The 25,290-nt window shown below is 57.6% G+C and carries 19 protein-coding genes; 5 read left to right on the forward strand and 14 right to left on the reverse strand.

Features of this window, described 5'->3' with window-relative positions; all coding sequences use genetic code 11:
* Window positions 1-8 precede the first annotated feature (8 nt).
* Complete coding sequence (locus tag ACJ8PE_RS13390; RefSeq protein WP_033644081.1) at window positions 9-2,123, reverse strand: peptidase domain-containing ABC transporter; 2,115 nt, start codon at window positions 2,121-2,123, stop codon at window positions 9-11.
* Window positions 2,116-3,393 carry an HlyD family secretion protein gene (locus ACJ8PE_RS13395; RefSeq protein ID WP_033644082.1) on the reverse strand — a complete coding sequence of 426 codons (1,278 nt, stop codon included), beginning with the start codon at window positions 3,391-3,393 and terminating at the stop codon, window positions 2,116-2,118. The genes ACJ8PE_RS13390 and ACJ8PE_RS13395 overlap by 8 nt, the downstream gene beginning before the upstream one ends.
* Before the next feature lie 320 nt (window positions 3,394-3,713).
* Between ACJ8PE_RS13395 and ACJ8PE_RS13400 the strand changes: the two genes are divergently transcribed.
* A complete protein-coding gene (locus tag ACJ8PE_RS13400) occupies window positions 3,714-4,031 on the forward strand; it encodes a hypothetical protein (RefSeq protein ID WP_079007635.1) in 318 nt (105 codons plus the stop codon).
* 77 nt (window positions 4,032-4,108) lie between these two features.
* On the opposite strand, the gene ACJ8PE_RS13405 is transcribed toward ACJ8PE_RS13400, so the two are convergent.
* The 4 genes from ACJ8PE_RS13405 to guaB all read right to left on the reverse strand — a co-directional run bounded on the left by ACJ8PE_RS13405 (window position 4,109) and on the right by guaB (window position 10,908).
* The gene (locus ACJ8PE_RS13405; RefSeq protein WP_232099432.1) at window positions 4,109-5,734 is read right to left on the reverse strand and encodes a cholesterol oxidase substrate-binding domain-containing protein; all 1,626 of its coding nucleotides are present in this window, start codon (window positions 5,732-5,734) and stop codon (window positions 4,109-4,111) included.
* A 128-nt stretch (window positions 5,735-5,862) separates the two neighbouring features.
* Window positions 5,863-6,666 (reverse strand): helix-turn-helix domain-containing protein, encoded by an 804-nt coding sequence (locus ACJ8PE_RS13410; protein ID WP_033644341.1) that lies wholly within the window; start codon window positions 6,664-6,666, stop codon window positions 5,863-5,865.
* A gap of 1,097 nt (window positions 6,667-7,763) precedes the next feature.
* On the reverse strand, window positions 7,764-9,341 hold the full coding sequence (gene guaA, locus ACJ8PE_RS13415) for a glutamine-hydrolyzing GMP synthase (RefSeq protein ID WP_021504498.1): 1,578 nt from the start codon (window positions 9,339-9,341) through the stop codon (window positions 7,764-7,766).
* A gap of 103 nt (window positions 9,342-9,444) precedes the next feature.
* The gene (gene guaB / locus ACJ8PE_RS13420; RefSeq protein ID WP_004941460.1) at window positions 9,445-10,908 is read right to left on the reverse strand and encodes an IMP dehydrogenase; all 1,464 of its coding nucleotides are present in this window, start codon (window positions 10,906-10,908) and stop codon (window positions 9,445-9,447) included.
* Between the two features lie 170 nt (window positions 10,909-11,078).
* On the opposite strand from guaB, the gene xseA reads away from it, so the two are divergent.
* The gene (xseA, locus tag ACJ8PE_RS13425) at window positions 11,079-12,455 is read left to right on the forward strand and encodes an exodeoxyribonuclease VII large subunit (protein WP_197793383.1); all 1,377 of its coding nucleotides are present in this window, start codon (window positions 11,079-11,081) and stop codon (window positions 12,453-12,455) included.
* Window positions 12,456-12,458: 3 nt separating this feature from the next.
* Here xseA and ACJ8PE_RS13430 read toward each other — a convergent pair whose 3' ends face one another.
* Together ACJ8PE_RS13430 and ACJ8PE_RS13435 are read right to left on the reverse strand one after the other, a co-directional pair.
* On the reverse strand, window positions 12,459-14,825 hold the full coding sequence (locus tag ACJ8PE_RS13430) for a glycoside hydrolase family 31 protein (RefSeq protein WP_404769063.1): 2,367 nt from the start codon (window positions 14,823-14,825) through the stop codon (window positions 12,459-12,461).
* Between the two features lie 11 nt (window positions 14,826-14,836).
* Entirely contained in the window at window positions 14,837-16,147 is a 1,311-nt protein-coding gene (locus ACJ8PE_RS13435) for an MFS transporter (RefSeq protein ID WP_033651564.1), read from the reverse strand.
* A gap of 359 nt (window positions 16,148-16,506) precedes the next feature.
* Here ACJ8PE_RS13435 and ACJ8PE_RS13440 point away from each other — a divergent pair, with 359 nt between their 5' ends.
* From ACJ8PE_RS13440 to ACJ8PE_RS13450, 3 genes are all read left to right on the forward strand, one after another.
* Entirely contained in the window at window positions 16,507-17,589 is a 1,083-nt protein-coding gene (locus ACJ8PE_RS13440) for a LacI family DNA-binding transcriptional regulator (protein ID WP_170852837.1), read from the forward strand.
* A gap of 62 nt (window positions 17,590-17,651) precedes the next feature.
* On the forward strand, window positions 17,652-18,677 hold the full coding sequence (locus tag ACJ8PE_RS13445) for a M4 family metallopeptidase (protein ID WP_049194908.1): 1,026 nt from the start codon (window positions 17,652-17,654) through the stop codon (window positions 18,675-18,677).
* A complete protein-coding gene (locus tag ACJ8PE_RS13450) occupies window positions 18,677-19,018 on the forward strand; it encodes a protealysin inhibitor emfourin (RefSeq protein WP_033635587.1) in 342 nt (113 codons plus the stop codon). The genes ACJ8PE_RS13445 and ACJ8PE_RS13450 overlap by 1 nt, the downstream gene beginning before the upstream one ends.
* Window positions 19,019-19,022: 4 nt before the next feature.
* On the opposite strand, the gene ACJ8PE_RS13455 is transcribed toward ACJ8PE_RS13450, so the two are convergent.
* The 6 genes from ACJ8PE_RS13455 to hisS form a co-directional block, all read right to left on the reverse strand.
* Complete coding sequence (locus ACJ8PE_RS13455) at window positions 19,023-19,244, reverse strand: zinc ribbon domain-containing protein (protein WP_060441129.1); 222 nt, start codon at window positions 19,242-19,244, stop codon at window positions 19,023-19,025.
* A gap of 12 nt (window positions 19,245-19,256) precedes the next feature.
* Complete coding sequence (locus ACJ8PE_RS13460) at window positions 19,257-20,213, reverse strand: AEC family transporter (RefSeq protein ID WP_060424926.1); 957 nt, start codon at window positions 20,211-20,213, stop codon at window positions 19,257-19,259.
* A gap of 99 nt (window positions 20,214-20,312) precedes the next feature.
* A complete protein-coding gene (der, locus tag ACJ8PE_RS13465; RefSeq protein ID WP_004941442.1) occupies window positions 20,313-21,803 on the reverse strand; it encodes a ribosome biogenesis GTPase Der in 1,491 nt (496 codons plus the stop codon).
* A gap of 255 nt (window positions 21,804-22,058) precedes the next feature.
* Complete coding sequence (gene bamB, locus ACJ8PE_RS13470) at window positions 22,059-23,240, reverse strand: outer membrane protein assembly factor BamB (RefSeq protein WP_046687651.1); 1,182 nt, start codon at window positions 23,238-23,240, stop codon at window positions 22,059-22,061.
* An 11-nt stretch (window positions 23,241-23,251) separates the two neighbouring features.
* Window positions 23,252-23,872 (reverse strand): YfgM family protein, encoded by a 621-nt coding sequence (locus ACJ8PE_RS13475; RefSeq protein ID WP_033635592.1) that lies wholly within the window; start codon window positions 23,870-23,872, stop codon window positions 23,252-23,254.
* Between the two features lie 13 nt (window positions 23,873-23,885).
* Window positions 23,886-25,160: a histidine--tRNA ligase gene (gene hisS / locus ACJ8PE_RS13480; protein WP_025303909.1), complete on the reverse strand. Its 1,275-nt coding sequence runs from the start codon at window positions 25,158-25,160 to the stop codon at window positions 23,886-23,888.
* Between the last annotated feature and the right edge of the window lie 130 nt (window positions 25,161-25,290).

Here is a 25,290-nt window from a genome sequence, read left to right on the forward strand (position 1 = left end):
TCAAACAATTACGCCATTGCATTTACAGGCTGCAAAGTAATTACCCGATCTGCCGATGCAATCGTCGATGGCCGATGAGCAATGATAACGCGGGTCATTTTCAACGAGGATATGGCTTCGTTCACCCTTTTTTCATTGTCCAGATCCAAATGACTGGTGGCTTCGTCCATAAACAGAATACTGGGCCTTCGATATAACGCGCGGGCGATAAGCACCCGCTGTTTTTGCCCGCCGGAAAGGCTCCCCCCCAATTCGCCCACCAACGTTTCATATCCCATCGGCATTTTCATAATATCGTCGTGAATATTGCAATGCTTGGCGCATTCAACGATAAATTCCGTATCGGGATGAGCATCAAAACTGCATATGTTCTCGGCAATTGAACCGGCAAGCAGTTTATCTTCTTGCAATACACATGCGATGCACTCCCGATAATTATTAATGCCGATATCATGAATGTTAATGCCGTTGATAAACAAACGCCCTTCCGTCGGTTCCAACAGCCCGCACATCAGCTTCATCAACGTGGTTTTGCCGACGCCTGAAGGCCCGACGATCGCCACGCTTTCTCCCGCCGCGATCTGCAGGCTGAGTCCGGGGATCACTGGGCGCGAAAGGCTATCATATTGATAAAGCAGATCGCGCACTTCAAAAGTCACCGCCTCGTTGGGATTGCATATCTTGCGATAGGGCTTTTCTTCCTCTGTCGTAGAAAGCACGATGTCCGCCAGCCTTTCATTATGCAAATTCAGCATTCGCAGCCGAATGACCATATCGATAAGATTTGACGCGCGATCGGAGAATTGCCCCCGATAGGCATTAAAAGCGACAAACATGCCTAATGTCATTTGACTGTCGATCACTAAAGACGCGCCCAACCACAAGATAACGATTTGATCGCAGGCCGCAAGAAACGCATTCACGCCGCCAAAGAACATATCGAGCTTCGTCACCCGAATATTGGCGTTTGCCGTATCGATATTTAAATTTAACCAGAACTGCGAACGCGTTCCCGCCAACCCCAACGACTTCAGCGTCGCGATGCTGTACAGCGTCTCCATAAAATGTGAGCTGGCTTTCGCCGACTTCACCAATTGCTCCTCGGACGCTTGCCGATAATAGCGATAGGTCGAAAGGCGCAGCAGAACATATAAGACCGTAAAGCCGGAGGCTACCCACACCAGCCAGCCACCGTACATGAACATCATGATAAATACGCCGACCGACATGATGCCATCAATGATGCTGGAAACGATACTGGTGGTAAACGTGGTGCGAATGGCGTCCAACGAGCCAAAGCGCGATTGAATATCACCCAGCTTGCGCTTTTCAAAATAGGCAAGCGGGAGCTTCATCAGATGATCAAACAGCCCTGATTTCCACTGTATATCGATAAGCGCGCCCATCACGATGGAGATCCACGAGCGAAACATCGAAACGCAGGTGCGGAACAAGATAAAAAACAGTAAACCGACGCAAATAATGACCAATAAATTATGGTCGCCGGCCTGGATGACGTGGTCCATCACCAACTGAGTCCCGACGGGCATCAGCAGGTTGACGGCCTCAATGACCAGCGACAGCGCGAAAATTTTTACCAGCGCGCTTTTAAGACCGGTGACATTGCTGAGCAGTTTCCTAAAGTGCAGGCGATTTTTCTGCACCACAGGCGTGAATTCACTGCTTGGCCATACCTCTAAAGCGATTCCGGTAAAATGAAGGGAAAACTCCTGCAGGCCGATAACCCGGCGGCCAAATGCCGGATCGTGCAGGGTTATCCGTCCACCGCGAATGTTGACCAGGACCACAAAGTGATTCATATCCCAGTGCAATATGCAGGGCCTTTTCACCTGGTGAATCTCATCCAGGCTCAAGGATAGAGCCCGCGTTTTCAAATTGAGATTCTCGGCGATCGCGATCAGCGAGCTCAGGGTGGCGCCGCGGGCCGAGATATCAAACTTCTGGCGCATCGACAGCATATCGATGTGCATGCCGTAATAGCCGCACACCATCGCTAAACTGGCCAGCCCGCATTCGGCGGCCTCCGTTTGCAAGACCTGCGGCACTTTTCTTCTGAGCGACAGGTTCAGCTTGCCAACGATATTCTCATAAACTTTATTCACGAAGTGGCCCCGACACACTGTTTTTCATGTCATAAAATGGCGCGAACATCCATTGGTAGATGGGTCTTTTCTCCAGGAAAAGCGTGGCTTGCGCCTTCATGCCGCTTGAAAGGTTCAGCTTCTTTCCCTGATAGCCGAATTGCGTGTTATCGATAGCCACCAGCACTTTGTAGTACGACTCAACCAGTTCAGCCGATTGTCGAGTTGGCGAACTGCTGTAAGTGGACATTTCCTGAATCGATGCGGGAACATAAGCGATGCTTTCGATCACGCCGGGAAACTGACCAAATTTTTCATACGGGAAGGCGTCATAGCGAACGTTGATGTGATCGCCTCGGCTCACGTAAGGCACGCTGCTGTTGGGCAACCATAAAACCAAATAATAGATGGCATGATTACTGGGGATTAATTGCGCCAGGCTGTCTCCCGTATTGACCATTTGCCCAGGCGTCACGCTGAGCGATTCAACGCGCCCGTCCGCCGGCGCATTGACAATCAACGAGCCGCTGGCATCCGCTTCGGCCAGCTGCCGTAGGAGATCATTGCGCTGAAATTGATATTGTGAGATTTGATTATCGAAATCGGATGCTCTTGTCGCGAGATCGCTATTCAGGTTAGTTATCTGCAAAGACTCTTGAATGCTTTGGTTATAGAGACTGTGGAACGTACTCTGCTGCTGATAGTAGAGGTAAACCTGGTTATTCAGCTGATCCCGATTAATGAGCCCCTTACTGCGATACTCATCGTAATTTTTCATGGTTTCGCGCATGAAGTTAACGCCGTTGCGTGAATTCTCGACCATCTGTTTGGACTGGCTGTGCGCCAGTTTATATTGGTCAATCTGCGCTTGCAGATTGACCAGGGTCGTTTTCTTGTTCGCCTCCAATTTAGCGATGATGCTATCGACCTGCGCCAGTTGATTTTCTATCGCCTGCCGCGTGCTTGCGCTGACGGTGCCGGAATCCGTCACCCTGCTGACGTCTATCTGATAAAGATGCTGCCCTTTTTTTACCTGATCGCCCACATTGACAAAGCGTTGTGCAATGAATCCCTGCTGAGTAGCAAATATGTTGACCGATCTTGGCAGCGTCGTAACCTCTCCGCCCACGCTGATACGCCGGGTATAACCGCCATAGGTCACGAAAATGATCAGCACAGAAACGAATGAAAGTGAAATGCCCGCGATGACCCAGGCCGGCAACCCTGCAATTAACAATGCTTTTCCTGCCCATTTAGAACGACTGTGCGATAAGGCCTCTTCCCTAAACAAATTCTGACCTCTCCATATATAACGACACCGTTCATTTTTATCTTTTCCCTGGCCCAACACGGCGCTTATTTAGATTTAGTCTTTGTTGGCAAAACCCACAAGTAATAATAATCTTAAAAAAACACAAAACTGCTGAAACGTCACAAAAAGTGCGACCCTAATATTAGCTACAGCGTTATGAGTTGCATATTTCAACGCCGACCTCTTTAATCTAAGCGTATTCTCATCAAGCCGTCATTCACAAAGGCTGCGAGAATTAAGCGGCGAAACGCTTTACGTTTCGTTCCTGAGGTATAGGGATAAAGTTGAAAGGATTTACTATGAAAGAGCTAAATACTGCAGAGATCGAAATCGTTTCTGGTGCGGGGATTATTTCCGATACGGCAAGCTTTGTATCAGGATTTGCCGGCGATGTTATCATTGATACCGTAAAATTGGCCAATGATGCGCTTAATACCCGATTGATCTCTTCCGTAGGCCAAGGGTTCAACGCGATCGGTTTTGGCTTGGGCGCCGTTCATAATGTCGCGGACTCGCTTGGCTATGCGGCATTTAAAAGCGTTGCAGCCGTAGGCTCCCTGCTGGGCGGGGATGCAAGCCGTATCGAATATCATTACGAGAAAGAATGGGGTGCTTGAAAACAAGCGGCTCCCTCTGAAAGGTTAATGATGCTAACCACCTGCCCAATCAGGTGGTTATTTCAATTACGCACTCACTAACTCTTCTGTTTGAAAACCGCTTTGGTCAATGGAGAGGAGAACACGTTGTGCGGATCGTACTTATTCAGCACGTTGCAGGCATGATTCCAACTGTCATTGTTCCCTGCCCCGGCATTAAAGCTGTGCGGAATGTTTTCTTCGAGTACGGTTTTATCCTGCCACGCGGCCTGTGACGTATAACCCCAGCCTTTACTCCACTCTACGCGAACCGTCGCATAGTCGCCCGCATAGTGGCTAAAAATCCATTTTTCCATTTCACTGTAGAATTTATTGGCATCCGGCGTATCGGGCATGGTCAGAATATCCAACCAGATCGCGACATCCCATTCCGGATGGGATTCAACGGGACGAATAGCCGAAAGATCGGGAGCAATGGCATTGGCCACCGCGCTCTCTTTTGCACTGTCCAATCCGGTGACGCGAATTTCAATCGGGCCATTCATCGGAAATGAATTCTTGCGCTGGTAATCGGCCACCATTTCTTCATATTTTTTCGTGAAATCGTGCAATACGTTTTGAATATTGCTCCGCTTCGTGATTATCGCGTAACCATTGGCCGTCACGCGCAGCGTTGTCGGCTTCACATACAACAGCAGATCCTTGCTCCACCCCCACAGATCCGCCGACACGGTGGCCCCTAAACCAATGCTGACCAACTCCATCTGCGCCTTGCCGAGTGTCGGGGTCAGCTCCGGGTGGCCATTATTGATTTTTTTAATGATATCGGAAATTTTAACCGGCAAATTATCCGAGAACGGATAGTTAAATGGACCATTAACCGGTTTTGACACTTTTGGGAAGCTGTCTTCTTGCTTCCACACTTTCAGCCATGGTTTTTCCGTGAACGGGAACCAAATGACTTCAACGCGCCCGCACAGATCCAAGAAATGGCTGAAGGTATTTTTTGTCGTGCTTGCAGTGGAAAAAAGATCCGCCGCGGTGACATTAACATAACTTTGACAGCGTAAACGCCGGTTGCGCGGCACCTGCAGCGTCACTTCGCTGATAAAAGCCCGGCCGACATGCACCAGGAATGCCGAGCTCTCCGCATTATCACGCGTAAACTCCTTTAATTCATACTTCGACCGCGCCTGATCCCAGACGACAGCTTTTAGCGACACCACGCTATTGCTCACGGAACCAAAGCTGGCAAACTCAGCCAGAGGCTCATCTTTTGCCGGGATGCAGGTTCCATGGCCGCCGATGGCAAGCACGCCGCCCAGGGTCAGATCGCCAGGCGCCGGCGTCGCGTAAAAGCCGAGTTTCTTTTTTTCTAATTCAGTGAGCAAAGCCTGCATTGTCACCCCCGTTTGCGCGGTGACGTATCCATGCTCTCCCACTTTATTGATTGAGATGTTTTTGAATTTTCTGGTGAGGTCGATCAGCACGACATTGCTATTATCCTCCCCGTTTGCAATAACGAGCGGGGACCAGTTGTGCTTGATGCCAACCGGACGCACGCAATATTTATTCTCATGCGCCCAGTTAATTACGGCCAAGAGCTCATCCGTATTTTTTGGATAGCAGGTCAGAATATGATTGCCGGAGATTTCTTTTGACCAATTAACAAAATTGACATACTCATAGCCCACAGGGAACGTGTTCAAACTAGAACCAGTCATAACTGACTTCCTTTTAAAATTAAAATAGATAGAGATAAAAACGGCAACAGCCCAAGCGCTAATTAATCACCCTGATAAGCACCTCCTTTTCCTTGGGATAATCCCTCTGTTTTACTGCCCGAATAGCGTCAAGACTTGCCAATATAAATCAACACCTTGACGTTAATTTCCGCGTATTGAAAATTCTTTTCTTTATGCAACTCAATTAAAAAGCCGTTTCTTATTCGCACGCCAAGCAAAGGAAGATAGGCGTCATAGATGCTGTCAAAAAAAACCAGATATTCGTTCAACCTGCCGTTAAACTCGAACAATAAATACTGCCCTCTTATCAACGTCAGATTGCGTGTCTCGTAGTACCCTTTGCTGAGTGTTACTTCCCAACCGGATGAAGCCAACTTTACCGTGCGCATTGACGTATCGGTATTTTTCCCTGTGCGGCTGCCGTATTTCTGTCGTTCCTCTCCTCCAGAGCTGGAAGCATTCATTGAATGATAGAGAAAAAACTTATATCCCTTAAGCAGGTATATGTTCTTGGGCATTTCGATAAAATGATATGCTGACGGATTTTGTATTAAAAAGGGAGGGAGATGTTTGGAAAAGTCCCATTCCTGGCTCGTTCTAAAGTCCTTTGGGCTTTCACCGAAAAAACGTTGAAAGGCGCGGCTAAAAGCCTGCTGGGAGCTAAAGCCGATAGCAGTAGCCACTTCCAATACTTTTAAATCAGACTGTTTGAGCATGACGGCAGACTTGCTCAGACGCCTATTTCTGATATACGTCGCTATTTTCATTCCCGTATAACGCTGAAACATTCTTTGCAAGTGCCATTTCGAATAACCAGACAAATCCGATAACTTTTCTATCGAGAGATCATGCTGTATATTCATCTCGATCAAATTAACTAGCTCGACCACAATACTATGCTGGTAACTCATAATGACATCCATGCCCTAACAAAACCCACCCTCAGACAACCTGCTCATTGGGCTTTTATCCATTAAAATGAAAAACAAAGCGCTGCCGCAATCATGCAATTAGGATTAGAATGTGAAAAACGATAAACCTTTTATAATTGATTGACAAAGAGATACTTCTTTTTGGGTAGACATCCTCCTTATGACGTTATTGGTATAATTCTTATAAAGCTTTTCCCTGGTGAAGGCTTTTCCTGTCTCTTTCATCTTGACCAATATCCATCCTGACGTTGTGCAACTAAGCAGTCAAAAGAAAGCATATCCTGGCATTCGTTGATAAATCGTTTGCCTCCCTCTCGGCGGTGCATTTTAATACCCTTACATTTAGAGTAGCCTATGTAGATAGCTTAGAAAATATCAAATGCCAGATAATTACACAGTTCGCACTTTATGTTACGACAATAATTAAAAAACAAGATAAATCATATAATTAGAATTTCAACTCCAAGCAATGAATGCCGATAAAACGTAGGAATCGCCCTTGAGAAGGGTTATTAAATACAATAAAACCGCTGATTTCCTCAATAAAAACAGAAGGAAAGATTTATAAAATAAGAAATAGACTAATTCATCGCATCCTTCTGATATATTTATTCGTCAGACCAAGTCTTTCAGAAAAATCCCATAAAAGGGCGCACGGAGTCCTTTTATTTTCGCAGAGGATTAATTAGCTACGCCATCGCCCGATGCCGATGAGTCGACGCGCCTCAATGCGGCAATTCATTATGCCGCGGCCCGGCGGATACGGTGAATAAAGCCCCGTTATCCGACGACATCATCGCACCGGCGAAGTGCGCGTGGTTGCAGAATACCGTTCTGCAGATAGGCGCAAAGCCGAGATGGAAAACGCCGCGCCTCAAAAAATGAGCCGTAAGCAAAGCGCAGGCGGCTCCGTGCGGGCTGTCCTCTCCATTCGCGCCACTCTCAACCCAGCCCTCTTGCGGATCGGAGGCCGTCTACGGCACAGGGAGCCAAACATCGGGCATAAAAAAACCCGCCGTTAAGCGGGTTTGGTTCTCATGTGCGATCACTGACGCCAGCCTACGCCGCACGAGGGATTACTCCCACTCGATCGTCGCCGGCGGCTTGCCGCTGATGTCGTACACCACGCGGGAGATGCCGTCCACTTCGTTGATGATGCGGTTGGACACGCGGCCGAGGAAGTCATACGGCAGATGCGCCCAGTGCGCGGTCATGAAGTCGATGGTTTCCACCGCACGCAAGGAGACCACCCAGTCGTATTTGCGGCCGTCGCCCATCACGCCGACCGAGCGCACCGGCAGGAACACGGTGAACGCCTGGCTGACTTTGTTGTACAGGTCGGCTTTGTGCAGCTCTTCGATGAAGATGGCATCGGCGCGGCGCAGCAGATCGCAGTACTCTTTCTTCACTTCGCCCAGCACGCGCACGCCCAGACCCGGGCCCGGGAACGGGTGACGGTACAGCATGTCGTACGGCAGGCCCAGTTCCAGGCCAATTTTGCGCACTTCGTCTTTGAACAGCTCTTTCAGCGGCTCGACCAGGCCCAGCTTCATCTCTTTCGGCAGGCCGCCCACGTTGTGGTGCGACTTGATCACGTGCGCTTTGCCGGTGGCGGAAGCGGCGGATTCAATTACGTCCGGGTAGATGGTGCCCTGCGCCAGCCATTTCACCTGCTCTTGCTTGCAGGCTTCTTCGTCGAACACTTCAACGAACACGCGGCCGATGATTTTACGCTTGGCTTCCGGCTCGTCGACGCCCGCCAGCGCGGTCAGGAAGCGGTTTTCCGCCTCGACGTGCACGATGTTCAGGCCGAAGTGGTCGCCGAACATTTCCATCACCTGCTTGGCTTCGTTCAAGCGCAGCAGGCCGTTGTCGACGAACACGCAGGTCAGACGCTTGCCGATGGCGCGGTGCAGCAGCATCGCGGTCACGGAGGAGTCAACGCCGCCGGACAGGCCGAGGATCACGTGGTCCTCACCCACCTGCTCGCGGATGCGCTCAACCGCATCTTCGATGATGGTCGCCGGCGTCCACAGGGCCTCACACTGGCAGATGTCCAGTACGAAGCGCTCCAGCATGCGCTGGCCCTGGCGGGTGTGGGTCACTTCCGGGTGGAACTGCACGCCGTAGAAACGTTTTTCTTCGTTGGCCATAATGGCGAACGGGCAGGTATCGGTGCTGGCGACGGTCACGAAGTCGGACGGGATCGCGGTCACTTTGTCGCCGTGGCTCATCCACACGTCCAGCAGCGGTTTGCCGGCCGGGCTGATGGCGTCTTCGATGTCGCGCAGCAGCGCGCTCTCGTTGACGATTTCCACCTGCGCGTAGCCGAACTCGCGTTCGTTGGAGCCCTGCACATGGCCACCCAGCTGCATCGCCATGGTCTGCATGCCGTAGCACACGCCCAGCACCGGCACGCCGGCGTTGAACACGTAGTCAGGGGCGCGCGGGCTGCCGGCTTCGGTGGTGCTTTCCGGGCCGCCGGACAGGATGATGCCGCTTGGGTTGAATTCGCGGATCTGCTCTTCGCTAACGTCCCAGGCCCACAGTTCGCAGTAAACGCCGATTTCGCGCACGCGGCGGGCGACCAGTTGGGTGTATTGCGAACCGAAGTCCAGTATGAGGATGCGATGCTTATGGATATTTTGTGTCATGTGAGGCGAATTCCAGCAACAAGAGAAAAAGAGCGAAAATGTATGTTTTCGGGATGGGGCTTAGCGCCCCACCCCGGCCTCTCACTCAGGAGAGGTTAAGGCATCAGCCCATGCGGTAGTTCGGCGACTCTTTGGTGATGGTCACGTCGTGCACGTGGCTTTCCTGAATGCCGGCACCGCTGATGCGCACGAACTCCGCCTTGGTGCGCAGATCGTCGATGGTGGCGCAGCCGGTCAGGCCCATGCAGGAGCGCAGGCCGCCCATCTGCTGGTGCACGATGGCTTTCAGCATGCCTTTATAGGCCACGCGGCCTTCGATACCTTCCGGCACCAGTTTGTCGGCGGCGTTATCGGTCTGGAAGTAACGGTCGGAAGAGCCTTTGGACATTGCGCCCAGCGAGCCCATGCCGCGGTAAGATTTGAACGAGCGACCCTGATACAGCTCGATTTCGCCCGGAGATTCTTCGGTGCCCGCCAGCATGGAGCCGACCATCACGCAAGAGGCGCCCGCGGCGATCGCTTTGGCGATATCGCCGGAGAAGCGGATGCCGCCGTCGGCGATAACCGGAATGCCGGTGCCTTCCAGCGCTTCCACCGCGTCGGCGATGGCGGTGATCTGCGGTACGCCTACGCCGGTCACGATGCGGGTGGTACAGATGGAGCCAGGGCCGATACCCACTTTCACCGCGCTCACGCCGGCTTCAGCCAGCGCTTTGGCGCCCGCTGCGGTCGCGACGTTGCCGCCGACGATCTGCAGATCCGGGTATTTGGCGCGGGTTTCGCGGATGCGCTGCAACACGCCTTCGGAGTGGCCGTGCGAGGAGTCGATCAGCAGGACGTCAACGCCTGCCGCCACCAGCGCATCAACGCGCTCTTCGTTGCCGGCGCCGGCGCCGACCGCCGCGCCCACGCGCAGACGGCCGTGTTCGTCTTTACAGGCGTTCGGCTTACGTTCCGCTTTCTGGAAGTCTTTAACGGTGATCATGCCCAGCAGGTGGAAGCTGTCGTCCACCACCAGCGCTTTTTCTACGCGCTTTTCGTGCATCTTCTGCAGCACCACGTCGCGCGCTTCACCTTCTTTCACGGTGACCAGGCGATCTTTCGGCGTCATCACCGCAGTCACCGGCTGAGTCAGATCGGTCACGAAGCGCACGTCGCGGCCGGTAATGATGCCGACCAGCTCGTTGTCTTCGGTGACGACCGGATAACCGGCGAAGCCGTTGCGCGCGGTCAGCTCTTTCACTTCCTGCAGCGTGGTGGCCGGGGTAACGGTCTGCGGGTCGGTGACTACGCCGCTTTCATGTTTTTTCACGCGGCTGACTTCTTCAGCCTGGCGCTCGATGGACATGTTTTTGTGGATGAAGCCCAGGCCGCCTTCCTGCGCCAGCGCGATGGCCAGGCCGGATTCGGTAACGGTATCCATGGCTGCGGACAGCATAGGGATGTTCAGGCGGATGGTTTTGGTCAGTTGAGTGCCGAGCTCTGCGGTGTTAGGCAGAACCGTGGAGTGGGCTGGAACCAGGAGGACGTCGTCAAACGTCAGAGCTTCTTTAGCGATACGTAGCATGGGCAATATCTCACCAGGGTGGGCTGTGAAAAAGATAAAATATTGCCGCGGCATTATACAGAGCGGAATCGGTTGCCTCCAGCACTTTCTTACAAAAAGTCTTGATTACCTTTTTCAGCCATGTAGTATCGACCAATTAAGTGATTGTTTTGAAATTTGATCTGGGTCACATGTCGCTACCTGTTTCGCCTTCCATTTTTACCGTAAGCCGCCTGAATCAGACGGTTCGCCAACTGCTGGAAATGGAAATGGGGCAGATTTGGCTCTCCGCCGAGATCTCCAACCTCTCCCAGCCCGCCTCCGGCCACTGGTATTTCACGCTGAAAGACGACCGCGCCCAGGTGCGCTGCGCGATGTTCCGCAACAGCAATCGCCGCGTCACCTTCCGGCCGCAAAACGGCCAGCAGGTCCTGGTGCGCGCCAGCATCACGCTGTATGAACCGCGCGGCGACTACCAGCTGATCGCCGAGAGCATGCAGCCCGCCGGCGACGGCCTGCTGCAGCAACAGTTCGAGCAGTTGAAACAGCGCCTGAGCGCCGAAGGGCTGTTCGATCAGCAGTTCAAGCAGCCGCTGCCCGCACCGGCCAAACGCGTCGGGGTGATCACCTCCGCCAGCGGCGCGGCGCTGCACGATATCCTGCAGGTATTGCAGCGGCGCGATCCGTCGCTGCCGATCGTCATCTACCCCACCTCGGTGCAGGGCGCGGAAGCGCCGATGCAGATCGTGCGCGCCATCGAGACCGCCAACCGCCGCGATGAATGCGATGTGCTGATCGTCGGCCGCGGCGGCGGTTCGCTGGAGGATCTGTGGAGCTTCAACGACGAACGCGTGGCGCGGGCGATCTTCGCCAGCCGCATTCCGATCGTCAGCGCCGTCGGCCATGAAACCGACGTCACCATCGCCGACTTCGTCGCCGACCTGCGCGCGCCGACCCCTTCCGCCGCCGCCGAACTGGTGAGCCGCAATCAGCTCGAGCTGTTGCGCCAGCTGCAGTCGCAGCAGCAGCGGCTGGAGATGGCGATGGATTACTACCTGGCGCAGCGTCAGCAGCAGTTCACCCGCATTCATCACCGTTTACAGCAGCAGCATCCGCATCTGCGCCTGGCGCGCCAGCAGACGCTGCTGTTCAGGCTGCAGCGCCGAATGGAAGACGGCATGCAGCAGCAGCTGCGCCTGGCCGCCCGCCGCAGCGAACGCGTCCAGCAGCGGCTGGCGCAGGTGCAGCCGCAGGGCCGCATTCACCGCTACCAACAGCGCGTGCAGCAGCAGGAATACCGTCTGCAGCAGGCGATGGAGCGCCAGCTCAACGCCTACCGCCAGCGTTTCGGCGTGGCCTGCAGCCAGCTGGAGACCGTCAGCCCGCTGGCGACGCTGGCGCGCGGCTACAGCGTGACGCAAACTCCGCGCGGCGAGCTGCTGAAAACCACCAAACAGGCGCAGGTCGGCGAACTGCTGAAAACCCGCCTGCAGGATGGCTGGGTGGAAAGCGAGGTGAAAACCATCACCGTCGCCAAAAAGCCGCGCAAGAAGCGCGCGGCCGAGTAAGCCCTACTCCAGCGTAAAACGCTCGCCGGGTTCACCGTTCACCCACAGCGCGCGCGTTTCGCCTTCCGGCAGGCTGAGCGTCAGCGTGCGCCAGGCCGGGCGGAAATGCCCTTCCGTCGTGATATCCAGCATGATGCGCTGATGGTCGCAGCGCATTTCCCAGCGCAGCCACAGCGCATCGCCCTGCCGCCAGCCGTCGCTTTCGCCGTCGTCCTCAAACAGCAGCCCGCCGCTCGCCCCGCCGCCCTTGAGCGGAAACAGCCGCAGCTCGCGCCGATCGTCGGCGGCCACGTCCACATGCGCCAACCGCTGCGACAGCGGCAGCGCCGCCCCGGCGCGCACCAGCAGCGGCAGACGCTCCAACGGCGCCGCCAGCGTCACCGTCTGGCCGCCGCCGAACCACTGGCCGCTGTAGAAGCAGTACCAGCCTTCGCCGTTATCCGGCAGATACACCGAACGGCGACGTTGCCCCGGCTCCACCACGCTGGCCACCAGCAGATCGCGGCCGATCAGAAAGTCGTCGTTTTCGCCAAAGGTGCGCGCATCCTGTTCGTGATCGAGAAAAGTCGGGCGCAGCATCGGCTCGTCGTCGGCGCAGGCCTGCCACAGCAGCGTGTAGAAATACGGCAGCAGCCGGTAACGCAGGTTGATCGCCTCGCGCACCGCCGGGGTGGCGGCCGGGTACATCCAGGGTTCGTTGACCGTGGCGTCGTCATTCCAGGAGTGGATGGTGAAACGCGGGTGCATCACGCCGTTTTGTACCCAGCGCACCAGCAGCTCCGCGTCCGGCTTGTCACCGGAGAAGCCACCGACGTCGTGGCCGAGGTTATACAACCCGGACAGGCTCATGCCCAACCCCATGCGAATGTTGTAGCGCAGCGTCTGCCAGCTGGTGCGATTATCGCCGCTCCAGGTCTGCACGTAGCGCTGCATGCCGGCGCAGCCGGAGCGCGAGATCAGGTACGGCCGCCGCTGCGGCGCAAAGCGCAACTGGGCCTCCATCGAGGCGCGCATCATCAGCAGCGGCATCACCGGGCGGAGATGTTTGATGGCGATCGGCCGTCCAAAGCCGTGGCAGCGCGCTTCGCCGTCCCACACTTCGTACTCGTTGTTGTCGTTCCAGGTCGAATCGATGCCCATCTCCAGCAGCTGCTGTGTGACGCCCTGCTGCCACCAGCGCACCGTCGCCGGATTGGTGAAGTCGAGGTGCGATCCTTCGTCGTCCCAGAAGCTGGAGCGTTCCGGCGCGTCGCTTTGCGAATCGCGGATAAACAGCCCCTGCGCCGCCACCTCTTGATACTGCGGATGATCCTGCAGCAGGCACGGCTTGATGTTGGCCGCCAGCTTGAGGCCGGCGTCGTGAAACGCCTGGCTGAGCAGCCTGGGCTGCGGCACCTTGTCATAGTTCCAGTTAAACACGTAGCGTTTGTTGTTGATCGAGGTGTAGCCCGACGACAGCTGGAAAGAGTCGCAGGGGATGGCATGTTGACGGCACAGCGCAATGAACTGTTGCAGCTGCTGCTGGGCGTCCGGCGCGTCGGTGTAGTGCATGGTCGAACCGCTGTAGCCCAGGCTCCACTTCGGCCCGAAGTGGGTGCGGCCGGTCAGGCGCACGAACGCCTTGGTGACATCCAAAACCTTCGGCCCGAGGAACAGGTAGTAATCCAGATCGCCCGCTTCGGCCTGATAGCGGCGGTAGGCCGTATGGTAGTTGTCGATCTCGTTGCCCAGATCCAGCCAGCAGCTGCTCAGGTTGTCGTAGAACAGGCCGAAGCTCGCCTCTGGCCCGCGGGTGATGGTAAACGGAATGTGTTTATACAGCGGATCGGTGCTGGCGGCGTTGTAGCCCATCGCGTCCAGGTTGCGCATCTCGAAGCGGCGGCCGGTGCGTTCCAGATCGCCGGCCTTCTCCCCCAGGCCGTAATAGCGCTCATCGGCGAAACGCCGCTGGTAATGCGCCACGCCGTCGCCGTGCGCGTTGAGCAGGTAGGCGCTGGTCGGCCGATCCGCCGCCAGCGGCCGCCACTCGCCGGCGGCATTGCAATACTCCCACGCCAGCCACAGCGGCTGATGCACCGTCACGCGCAGCAGCGGCGTGCTGACCACCAGCCGATCGCCCTCCCGGCGCAGCTGATAGCCCGGCAGGCTGAAACCAGCGACGCTGAGCCGATCGCGCCCCTCCCAGGGCACATCCTCCTGCGGCGCAATGCTCCAGGTGCGATCCAGCGCCAGCTCGCCCTCACGTTTGATCAACACGCGGAACAGACCGTCTTCCAGCACGTACAGGCAGAAACGGTGGCGTTCATCGACCAGCAGCTCGACGTGGTCGGCATGCTGCGCCGCCAGCGTCCAATTTTTCAACGTTTTCATACATATTCCACTTAGCTGTGTGAAGGGGTTTTCTTACCGCCGCGCTCGGCGATCAGGGCGATCAAGAACAGGGCGCCGATCAAATCGAAGAAGCCCATCGCGATAAACAGCGGGTTGAAACCGAGGGTGTCGGATACCGCGCCGATCAGGAGCGTGAACAGGAAGCTGGCGATCCAGGCGCTGGAGCCGCGCATGCCGTTGACCGTCGCCATTTGGTTTTTATCGAACGATTCCACCACCAGGGCGCTGAGCATGCAGGAGATCACCTGATGGCCGAACCCGCCGATCGAGATCAGCGCGATCGCTACATAGGGATCTTGGGTGATCGCCACGAACGCCAGCGACACCATCAGGAAAGCGCCGGTCACCGAGCTGGCGACCACCGAGTTGACGCGGCTGCAGCCGAACCATTTGCGGTACAGGGTGGTGAGATAGCCGCTGGCGACGCTGCCGATATCCGCCGCCAGGAACGGCAGCCAGGCGAACATCGCGATCTGCTTCAGATCCATGCCGCGTTCGGTGGCCAGGTACAGCGGCACCCAGAAACTGAAGACCGCCCAGGCCGGCTCGGCGAGAAAGGCCGGGATGGCGATGCCATAGAATTTCTTGTTCTTGCACAGGCTGGCCAGCGAAGTGAAGAACGGCAGCTTCGGCAGCACCGGCTCGTTGTCTTCACGGATCAGATCCAGCTCTTGTTGGCTGAGGTTCGGGTGCTGCTGGGGCGAGTGGTAGAACAGCCACCACAGCACTACCCAGATCAGCGCCAGCCCGCCCGAGAACAGGAACGCGCCCTGCCAGCCGAAGGAGACGTGGGCGATGACGATGATCGGCGGCGCCAACATGGCGCCGATGGAGAAACCGACGCCCGCCCAGCCGGCGGCGATCGGACGCTCCTTCTTCGGGAACCAGTCGGAGATCGCCTTGGCGTTGGCCGGGGTGGCCGCCGCCTCCGCGCCCCCCATGAAGAAGCGCAAAATGGCCAGTTGCAGCCAGCTGCCGGCGCCGGCGTGCAGCATGCATACCACCGCCCAAATGCCCGCGCAGATCAGAAAGCCCATCTTCAGGCCGATGACGTCGATCAGCCAGCCGCAGATCGGCTGAAATACCGTATAGGCCAACTGGAACGACGCCACCACCCAGGCATATTGCTCGGTGCTCATGTTCAGGCTGGTTTTCAGTTCCGGCGCCAGAATGCCCAGCGAGTTGCGGGTAATGTAGTTGACCGTGACGCCCAACAAGAACAGCGCCAGCATCCACCAGCGTAGCGATTTGAACTTGCGCCGGCCGCTCTGCGCGACCGTCTGATTGATCTCCACACTCATCGGTTCTCTCCCCGCGGCCGCCCGTGACAACGACGCGCGCATTGGTAGGGTACATTGCGCTATCAAAAGGGGACGGTGAACACAGGCCAACGCCCGCATAACAGACCGGCAGTCCATCACAACCCCATGATTTATTTTTTGTTTTCTTCTTTGCACACCGTTAAAATTGGACTGACAAGTCGTTAAAATTGGTGTACCAATGCAGACTACTCAGCGATCACGCACAGCGAAACGGGGTTTTTTGCAAAGATTTTCACAGGCGGGTGAAAAAATAGTCATAATGGCCGCAGGATCCAGTCAAAGTGCTGAAAAGCCGCAGTGAAAATATTCTCATGGACGAATTTGAAGGAGATCACAAAATGAACGGAAAGCTGAAAATCCAGGAGATCGCCCGCCAAACCGGGCTGTCGATCAGCACCGTTTCCCGCGTGCTGGCGGGCAAGGCCAACACCAGCGCCGAAGCGCGCCGCAAGGTGCTGGAATGCGCGCAGCAAAACGGCATTCTACAGGGCATTTCCAGCGGCCGATTGATGTTGAACAATGTGATGGTGTTCGCGCCGCAGCGCGCGTTCGACGTGCGCACCGATATCTTCTACTACAAAGTCATTCAGGGCATCGCCGCCGCACTGATGCAGCACGAGGTGCGCATCCGTTACTGCGGCCTGGAAGAGCAGCACAGCGACGGCGCGCTGTTTCTGGAAAAAATGAGCGATCCGCACACCGAAGCGGCGCTGATCATCGGCATCGACGACGAACACATCCATACCCTGGCGGCCGATCTGCCCAAGCCCTGCGTGCTGATCAACTGCACCGATCGGCAGATGCGGCTGGACAGCGTCTCGCCGGATCATCAGCTGATCGGCGACTATTCCGCCAGCTACCTGTTTCAGCAGGGGCACAGCCATATCCTCAACCTGCAGTGTCTGCGCCGCCACACCATGGAGCTGCGGCTGGCGGGCATCCGGCAGGCCTACGCCCGGCATCATTTGCCGTTCGACGACGGCCGCCATCTGGTCACCACCTCGGGCTTCGGCGGCGAAGAGGCCGAGCAGGCGCTGACCACCTATCTCGACGGCCTCCTCGGCCACTCCCCGCTGCCGACGGCGATCCTGGCCGGCGGCGACTACATGGCGGTCGGGGCAGTCAAGGCGCTCAACAAGCGGGGGCTGAGCGTGCCGGGCGACGTCTCGGTGATGAGCACCGACGGCTTCAACCTGGCGGAAATCCACGATGTGCCGCTGACCTCGGTGCAGGTTCCGCGCGATGAGCTGGGCTACGAGGCGATCCAACTGCTGCAGCGGCGCATGCTGCGCGCCGACGCGCCGCCGTGCAATCTGCTGCTGCACGGCCGGCTGGCGGTGCGCGCCTCGGTGCGGCGCATCAGCCCGCACAAGACCGCGCCGGCGGTGAGCACGCATGACCACAGGCTTTATGACGAGTAGGCTACACTTAGGCACAGTGCATTCATTCGATGAGGTAAAATTTTTGCCTAAGGAGAGCCACTATGCCAGCCCAGCGCATGCGTTCCGTCATTCCTCCCTACATGCTGCGCCGCATCATTGAACACGGCAACGCCCCGCAGCGTGACTGCGCGCTGCACACGCTGAACCACGTGCAAAGCCTGCTCGGCAACAAGCCGCTGCGTTCGCCGACCGAGAAAAATGCCCGAGCCGGCGAAGCGCTCCGCGATATCTACGACGCCCAAAACGGCACCCAGCTGCCCGGCAAACAGGTGCGCAAAGAGGGCCAGCCCAGCAACCACGACGTGGCGGTGGACGAGGCCTACGACTATCTCGGCGTCACCTACGATTTCTTCTGGCAGGCCTACCGCCGCAATTCACTGGATAACCAGGGGCTGCCGCTGGTTGGCAGCGTGCACTACGGCAAGGAGTACCAGAACGCCTTCTGGAACGGCCAGCAGATGGTGTTCGGCGACGGCGACGGCGAGATCTTCAACCGTTTCACCATTGCCATCGACGTGGTCGGCCACGAGCTGGCGCACGGCGTGACCGAGAGCGAAGCCGGGCTGATCTACTACCAGCAGTCCGGGGCGCTCAACGAGTCGTTGTCCGACGTGTTCGGCTCGTTGGTCAAGCAGTTCCACCTGCAGCAAACCGCCGATAAAGCCGACTGGCTGATCGGCGCCGGGCTGCTCGCCAAGGGCATCAAAGGCAAAGGGCTGCGCTCGATGTCGGCACCCGGCACCGCCTACGACGATCCGCTGCTGGGCAAAGATCCGCAGCCCGCCAGCATGAAGGACTATATCCAGACCAAGGAAGACAACGGCGGCGTGCACCTCAATTCCGGCATCCCCAACCGCGCCTTCTACCTGGCGGCGACGGCGCTGGGCGGCTTCGCCTGGGAGAAAGCCGGCTACGTCTGGTATGACACGGTGTGCGACAAAGCACTGCCGCAAAACGCCGACTTCGCCACCTTCGCCCGCGCCACGGTGAAACATGCGCTAGCGCGTTTCGACCAGAGCGTGGCGGACAAGGTGCAGCAAGCCTGGCATCAAGTGGGGGTGGAATAATGAAACCGCTGCCGACGCTCAATCAGGATACGGTCATTGAGCTGGCGCGCGAGGGAGGCTTCGCCTACATTCCCAAACTGGCGGGCCAGCGCCGCATCGCGCTGGCCGACATCACGCCGGAGCAGCGGCAGCGCCTGAATCAGTTGCTGAACCAGACGCTGCCCTATGCGCAGGAAGAAGGCCAGCCCACCTCCCCCGGCTGCGGCGACCAGCGCTACTACCGCGTGCAAATTAACTACACCAGCCCCACCCTAAGCACTGAGATTGTGCTGTTAATCCCGGAAAGCAGCGCGCCGCAGGCGCTGGTGGATCTGTGGAAAACCGGCCAGGTGGATGAGTGAGGGCTTACAGCGGCTGATAGCTGAAATTAACCCGTTTTTTGGAGATCAGCCCGTGCCCGTTCTGGCACAGGTAATCCACCGCCCCGCAGGCTTTCAATTCTTGCAGCGGCTGCCCGCACTCCGGGCAGCTCGCCAGCTGCCGATAATCGTGCTGACAGGCTTCACAATGGTAGTGACCCGCTACCCACTTCATGGTCTGACGGCAGTGCGGACAGTGCGCTTCCATAACGACTCCTGGTTAAATCGCGCCCCATGAGCGCAAGAAATAGATCCCCAACGCGGTGGTGAAAAACGAACCGACGGTGGTGATGGCGATAATGTTGGCCGCCAGCGTGGCGTTGCCGCCCATGGCGCGCGTCATCACATAGCTGCCCGAAGCGGTCGGCGTGGCGGAAAACAGAAAGATAATGCCCAGCGCCGCCCCCTGAAACCCGCACAGCCAGCCGGCCAGCGTCATCAGACACGGCACCAGAAACAGCTTGGCCGCCGACGACAGCGCCGCCACGTTGGACGAGCGGAACATGGCGCGAAAATCCAGGCTGGCACCGGTGCACAGCAGCGCCAGCGGCAGCGACAGCGCGGAAATATAGCTGCCGGTCTGGCGGATCACGGCCGGGATGCCCAGCCCGGTTTGCGCATACAGCAGCCCGCACACCAGGCCAATGATCAGCGGATTGGTAACGATGCTGCGCAGCAAAGACAGGTGGCTGATTTTCTTGCCCTGCCCGCCCTGCAGGCTGCGCGTGAGGGTGATGACCGACAGTATGTTGAACAGGATCACCGTCACCGTCAGGTACAGCGAGGCGAGCGCAATGCCTTCGCTGCCATAGGCGGTCATGGCGTAGGCCAGGCCGACGATGGCGGTATTGGCGCGGAAACCGCCCTGTACGAACACCCCGCGCTCACGCGGCTCTTTCACCAGCCACTTGGCGGCCAGCTCCAAGAGCAGGAAGGTCGCCAGCGTACCGACCGCGCCAAACAGCACCAGCGGCAGGTTGCCGAGCAGCTGCGGGTGGTTGGTGGCGATGCTGAAAAACAGCAGGCACGGCAGCGCCAGATTGAACACCAGGCGGGTCGCGCCGTCGACAAAGCGGTCATCCATCAGGCGCCAATGGCGCAGCAGGATCCCCAGCAGCATCATCAACAGATTCGGCACGGTGACGTTAAACGCAAAACTCCAGGTTTCCCAGGACATGGTGTTCCTTCAGGCAGGCGAGGTAATCTTCAGATAATAAAACGATTTCGGGCCAATAAAAAAGGGGCGCGGCATCACTGCCGCGCCCCTCATGAGCGATTACTTGCTCTTTTTCAGGTGGCTCATCAGGCGTTTGCGCTTACGCATCTGGGTCGGCGTCAGCAGGTTGCGTTTGCCGGCGAACGGGTTGTCGCCCTCTTTGAACTGGATGCGGATCGGCGTCCCCATCACGTTCAGCGAGCGACGGAAGTAGTTCATCAGGTAGCGCTTGTACGAATCGGCCAGATCGCTGACCTGGTTGCCGTGGATCACCACGATCGGCGGGTTGTAACCGCCGGCGTGGGCGTATTTCAGCTTCACGCGGCGGCCGCGCACCAACGGCGGCTGGTGATCGTCAACCGCCATCTGCATGATTTTGGTCAGCATCGAGGTGTTTACGCGACGGGTTGCGCACTCGTAGGCTTCCTGTACCGATTCGAACAGGTTGCCGACGCCGCTGCCGTGCAGGGCGGAAATAAAGTGCACGCGCGCGAAGTCGACGAAGCCCAGACGCAGATCGAGCATCTCTTTCACGTGCTCGCGATCTTCTTCGCTCATGCCGTCCCACTTGTTGACCGCAATCACCAGTGAGCGCCCACTATTGAGGATAAAGCCGAGCAGCGAGAGGTCCTGATCGGAGATGCCTTCACGCGCGTCAATCACCAGCAGCACCACGTTGGCGTCTTCAATCGCCTGCAGGGTCTTGATCACCGAGAATTTCTCGACGGTTTCGGTCACCTTGCCGCGTTTGCGCACCCCGGCGGTGTCGATCAGCACGTATTCGCGTTCGTCGCGCACCATCGGAATGTAGATGCTGTCGCGGGTGGTGCCCGGCATGTCATACACCACCACGCGCTCCTCGCCGAGGATACGGTTAGTGAGCGTAGACTTACCTACGTTCGGGCGGCCGACGATCGCCAGTTTGATCGGCAGATCCTGCGGATTGAACGCTTCTTCCGGCTCTTCGTCTTCTTCGCCTTCCAGCGTTTCGCCGTTTTGCTCGGCCCAGTAAGCGGCGTTGGCCTCTTCCTCGGTCAGTTCGACGTCTTCCGGTTTTTCCGGCACGAACGGCACCAGCACGTGTTCAATCAGTTGGGTCACGCCGCGGCCGTGAGAAGCGGCGATAGCGAACACTTCACCCAGGCCGAGCGAATAGAAATCAGCGGTGGCGGTGTCCGGATCCAGACCGTCGGTCTTGTTGGCTACCAGGAAGGTCGCCTTCTGGCGGCTGCGTAGGTGCTGGGCAATGCCCTGATCCGCCGGCATCAGGCCGGCGCGGGCGTCGACCATGAACAGCACGATGTCCGCTTCTTCGATCGCCAGCAGCGACTGACCGGCCATGCGCGTTTCGACGCCGTCTTCGGTGCCGTCGATGCCGCCGGTATCGACGATGATAAATTCATTGCCTTCGATTTCAGCACGACCATACTTGCGGTCACGCGTCAGCCCCGGGAAATCCGCCACCAGCGCATCACGCGTATGGGTTAAACGGTTGAACAAGGTGGATTTACCCACATTCGGGCGCCCGACCAGCGCGACGACAGGTATCATTGTTGAAGCCTCATTACTTAATAATCAATGCGTTACTGCACTGTGGATAGACACCAGCGATGCAGCTTATAAAATACGAAACGGCCCCTGAACATTCAGGAGCCGTTTTCCCCTTCATCTTTCGCGCCACAGCGGCGTTGTCTGCGCACCTTCGCCTAGGTCACTTAGCTCACTAAGCTCCCGAGGACTCATGCGCTTGCCGCCTGGCTGCAACCCGAAATCATTCGGGTGCAAGAAGGGTTACGACGAGCGGCGTTAGCGGGTGAAAGCGTAAACTTTCCCGCCGCGAGCCTGGATGACCAGCTTGTCGCCGGCCACCATCGGCGCAGACAGGAAGCCGGAGCTGTCCACTTCCTGCTGGGCGACAAAACGGCCATCGGTGGTGTTGACCCAGTGCAGATAGCCTTCGGCGTCACCGGTCACCAGATAACCATTATACATCACCGGCGGCGTCAGGTTGCGGTGCAGCAGATCGCTTTGCGTCCACACGGTCACGCCGCCTTCGGTGCTGAGCGCCACCACGCGATCGTTCTGGTCGATCAGGTAGATGCGGCCCGCGTCGACGATGAAATCATTCACCGAACCCAGCTCGCGTTTCCAGATGATCTGACCGGAACGCAGATCCAGCGCCGTCAGGTTGCCGTTGTAACCCAGCGCGTAGACCACGCCGTCAACGATCACCGGCGTGGTGTCCACGTCGTTCAGGCGATCGATTTCGGTCGCGCCGCTCGGCTGAGAAATGCGCTGTTGCCAGATCAGTTGGCCCTGCTGCATCAGCACGGCGCTGACGCGGCCGTTGTCACCGCCGACGATGGCGGCGCCAAAGGCGACGGCCGGCGCGGATTCACCGCGCAGCGACAGCGAAGGCATATCCAGGTTAACCGTCCACTTCACCGCGCCGTCGGCTTCGTTCAGCGCCTGCAGCATGCCGTTGGAGGTATGCACCAACACCATGCCGTCGCTGACAACCGGACGGGAGATCGCTTCGCCGGCCACTTTGGTCTGCCAGGCGATGGCGCCGTCGGCGGTGTTCAATGCGTAAACCACCGCTTTTTCGCTGCCGACGTAAACCTTGTCACCCGCAACCGTCAGGCCGCCCGACAGCAGCGCAGACAGGTTGCTGGAGAAGAAGCCGGTCTTCTCGGAAAGATTGACCTTCCACTTCTCGTTGCCGCTGTCGGCGTCCATCGCTTTCACGATGCCGAAGCGATCGGCGGCGTAAATGGTGCTGTCCTGATAGGCCGGGCGCAGGTGGGAGTAATACTCACCGATACCGTCGCCCACCGAGGTGCTCCACGCCTTGTTCGGCGTAAACTGATTTTCAACTTTCGGCAACGGCGACATGGTAACCACGTCTTCTTCGCTGTTAAACAGCGAGCAACCACTCAGCAAGGCAGCGGAAACCAGTCCGACCAAGAGTGTTTTACGCAATTGCATGGGAATTCCCCTTAGCTGGACAAGTTATTCAATTTCATGCGCAGCAGAACCTGCAGCGCTTGAGAAGCGTTGGACTCAATGCCTTTGCTGTAAGCTTCGCGCGCGCCCTTGGCGTCGCCCTTGGCCAGCAGCACATCGCCGCGCACATCCTGCATCATCGCCGCCCAGCCTTCGCCTTTCACGCCATCCAGCGTTTTCAGCGCTTCATCCAGCTTTTTCTCCTGCAGCTGGACGCGCGCCAGACGCAGGTCGATCATCGCCAACAGGTTGTCGTCTTTGGTCTGGCCCTGCGCCAGCGCCAATTGTTGTTCCGCCTTGGCGAAATCATTCTGTTCGACAAAGTGCTTGGCCAACTGCAGCGCGGCCAGTACGCCGTAGCTGTTGCCGTTGGCCTGGACAAATTTCTCTGCGGCAGCCACGTCATCCGGCTTGCCGGCCGCCAGACGATCGCTGGCTTCCTGATAGGATTGCGATGCCGCCATCATGTTGGAGTTTTCATGGCTCTGCCAGTAACGCCAGCCAACCAGGGCACCAATTCCGAGCACCACGCCCACCGCCAGCGCTTTGCCGTTCTCGGCAAAGAACCGACGCAGTGCGTCGACTTGTTCGTTTTCAGTGGTATAGACTTCCACGGTGTCCTTCTCCTTAACCTAACATCAAAGCCAGACGCGCAGCGACTTCGCTTTGCGCCAGCGTTTCTTGTTCACCACTGCGCAGGTCTTTCACCACCACCTGCTGCGCCGCCACTTCGCTCTCGCCCAGGATCAGCGCGATGCGCGCGCCCCATTTGTCCGCACGGGTGATCTGCTTCTTGAAGTTGCCGCCGCCGTAATTGGTCATCAGCTTCAGCTGCGGCGCCGCGTCGCGCACCTGTTCAGCCAGCTGCATCGCCGCGCTCTGGGTGCCCGCGCCGGAAGAGATGACGTACACGTCGATAGCCGACGGCGCCTTGAATTCCGGGTTGACCGCCTGCACCAGCAGCACCAGACGCTCCAGGCCCATGGCGAAACCGACCGCCGGAGTGGCGCGGCCGCCCAACTGCTCGACCAGACCGTCGTAACGGCCGCCCGCGCAGACGGTGCCCTGCGCGCCCAAGCTGGTGGTCACCCACTCAAACACGGTGCGGTTGTAGTAATCCAGACCGCGCACCAGGCGCTCGTTAACGGTATATGGGATACCTGCCTGCGCCAAAAGTTCACACAGACCGGCGAAGTGAGCACGGGATTCTTCATCCAGGTACTCGGACAGGCGCGGCGCGTCGTTCAGCAGCGCCTGCACCTCAGGATTCTTGGAGTCCAGCACGCGCAGCGGGTTGCTGTACATGCGGCGTTTGCAGTCTTCGTCCAACACCTCGACGTGCTGCTCCAGGAACGCCACCAGCGCGTCGCGGTAGTTGGCGCGCGCCTCCAGCGAACCGATGGAGTTAAGCTCCAGCTTGACGTGCTCGGCGATGCCCAGCGCTTTCCACCAGCGGGCGGTCAGCAGGATCAGCTCGGCGTCGATATCCGGGCCTTGCAGGCCGAACACTTCCGCGCCCAGCTGATGGAACTGGCGATAGCGGCCCTTTTGCGGGCGCTCGTAGCGGAACATCGGGCCGATGTACCACAGACGCTGTTCCTGATTGTACAGCAGACCATGTTCGATGCCGGCGCGCACGCAGCCGGCCGTCCCTTCCGGACGCAGCGTCAGGCTTTCGCCGTTGCGGTCTTCGAAGGTATACATCTCTTTTTCCACGACGTCGGTCACTTCGCCGATCGCGCGTTTGAATAACGGGGTCTGCTCTACAATCGGCAACCGGATTTCGCTGTAACCGTAGCCGCCCAGCACCTGCTTGAGGGTGCCTTCAATACGCTGCCATAATGCCGTTTCTTCCGGCAGGTAGTCGTTCATGCCGCGGATGGCTTGAATGTTCTTTGCCACGTGAGTTCTCTGTCCGTTGTCTGTAAAAATGAACCTGATTATAGGGACTTTGCCGCCCGGTATTCAACGCGGATGCGGTTTTCCGCCCTTCAGGTGCATAAACAAGCGGGCCAACAGGCCCGCCGTGTAG

Origin of the sequence: Serratia sp. CY74737 (genome assembly GCF_052166775.1) — a bacterium.
GTDB lineage: Bacteria > Pseudomonadota > Gammaproteobacteria > Enterobacterales > Enterobacteriaceae > Serratia > Serratia ureilytica.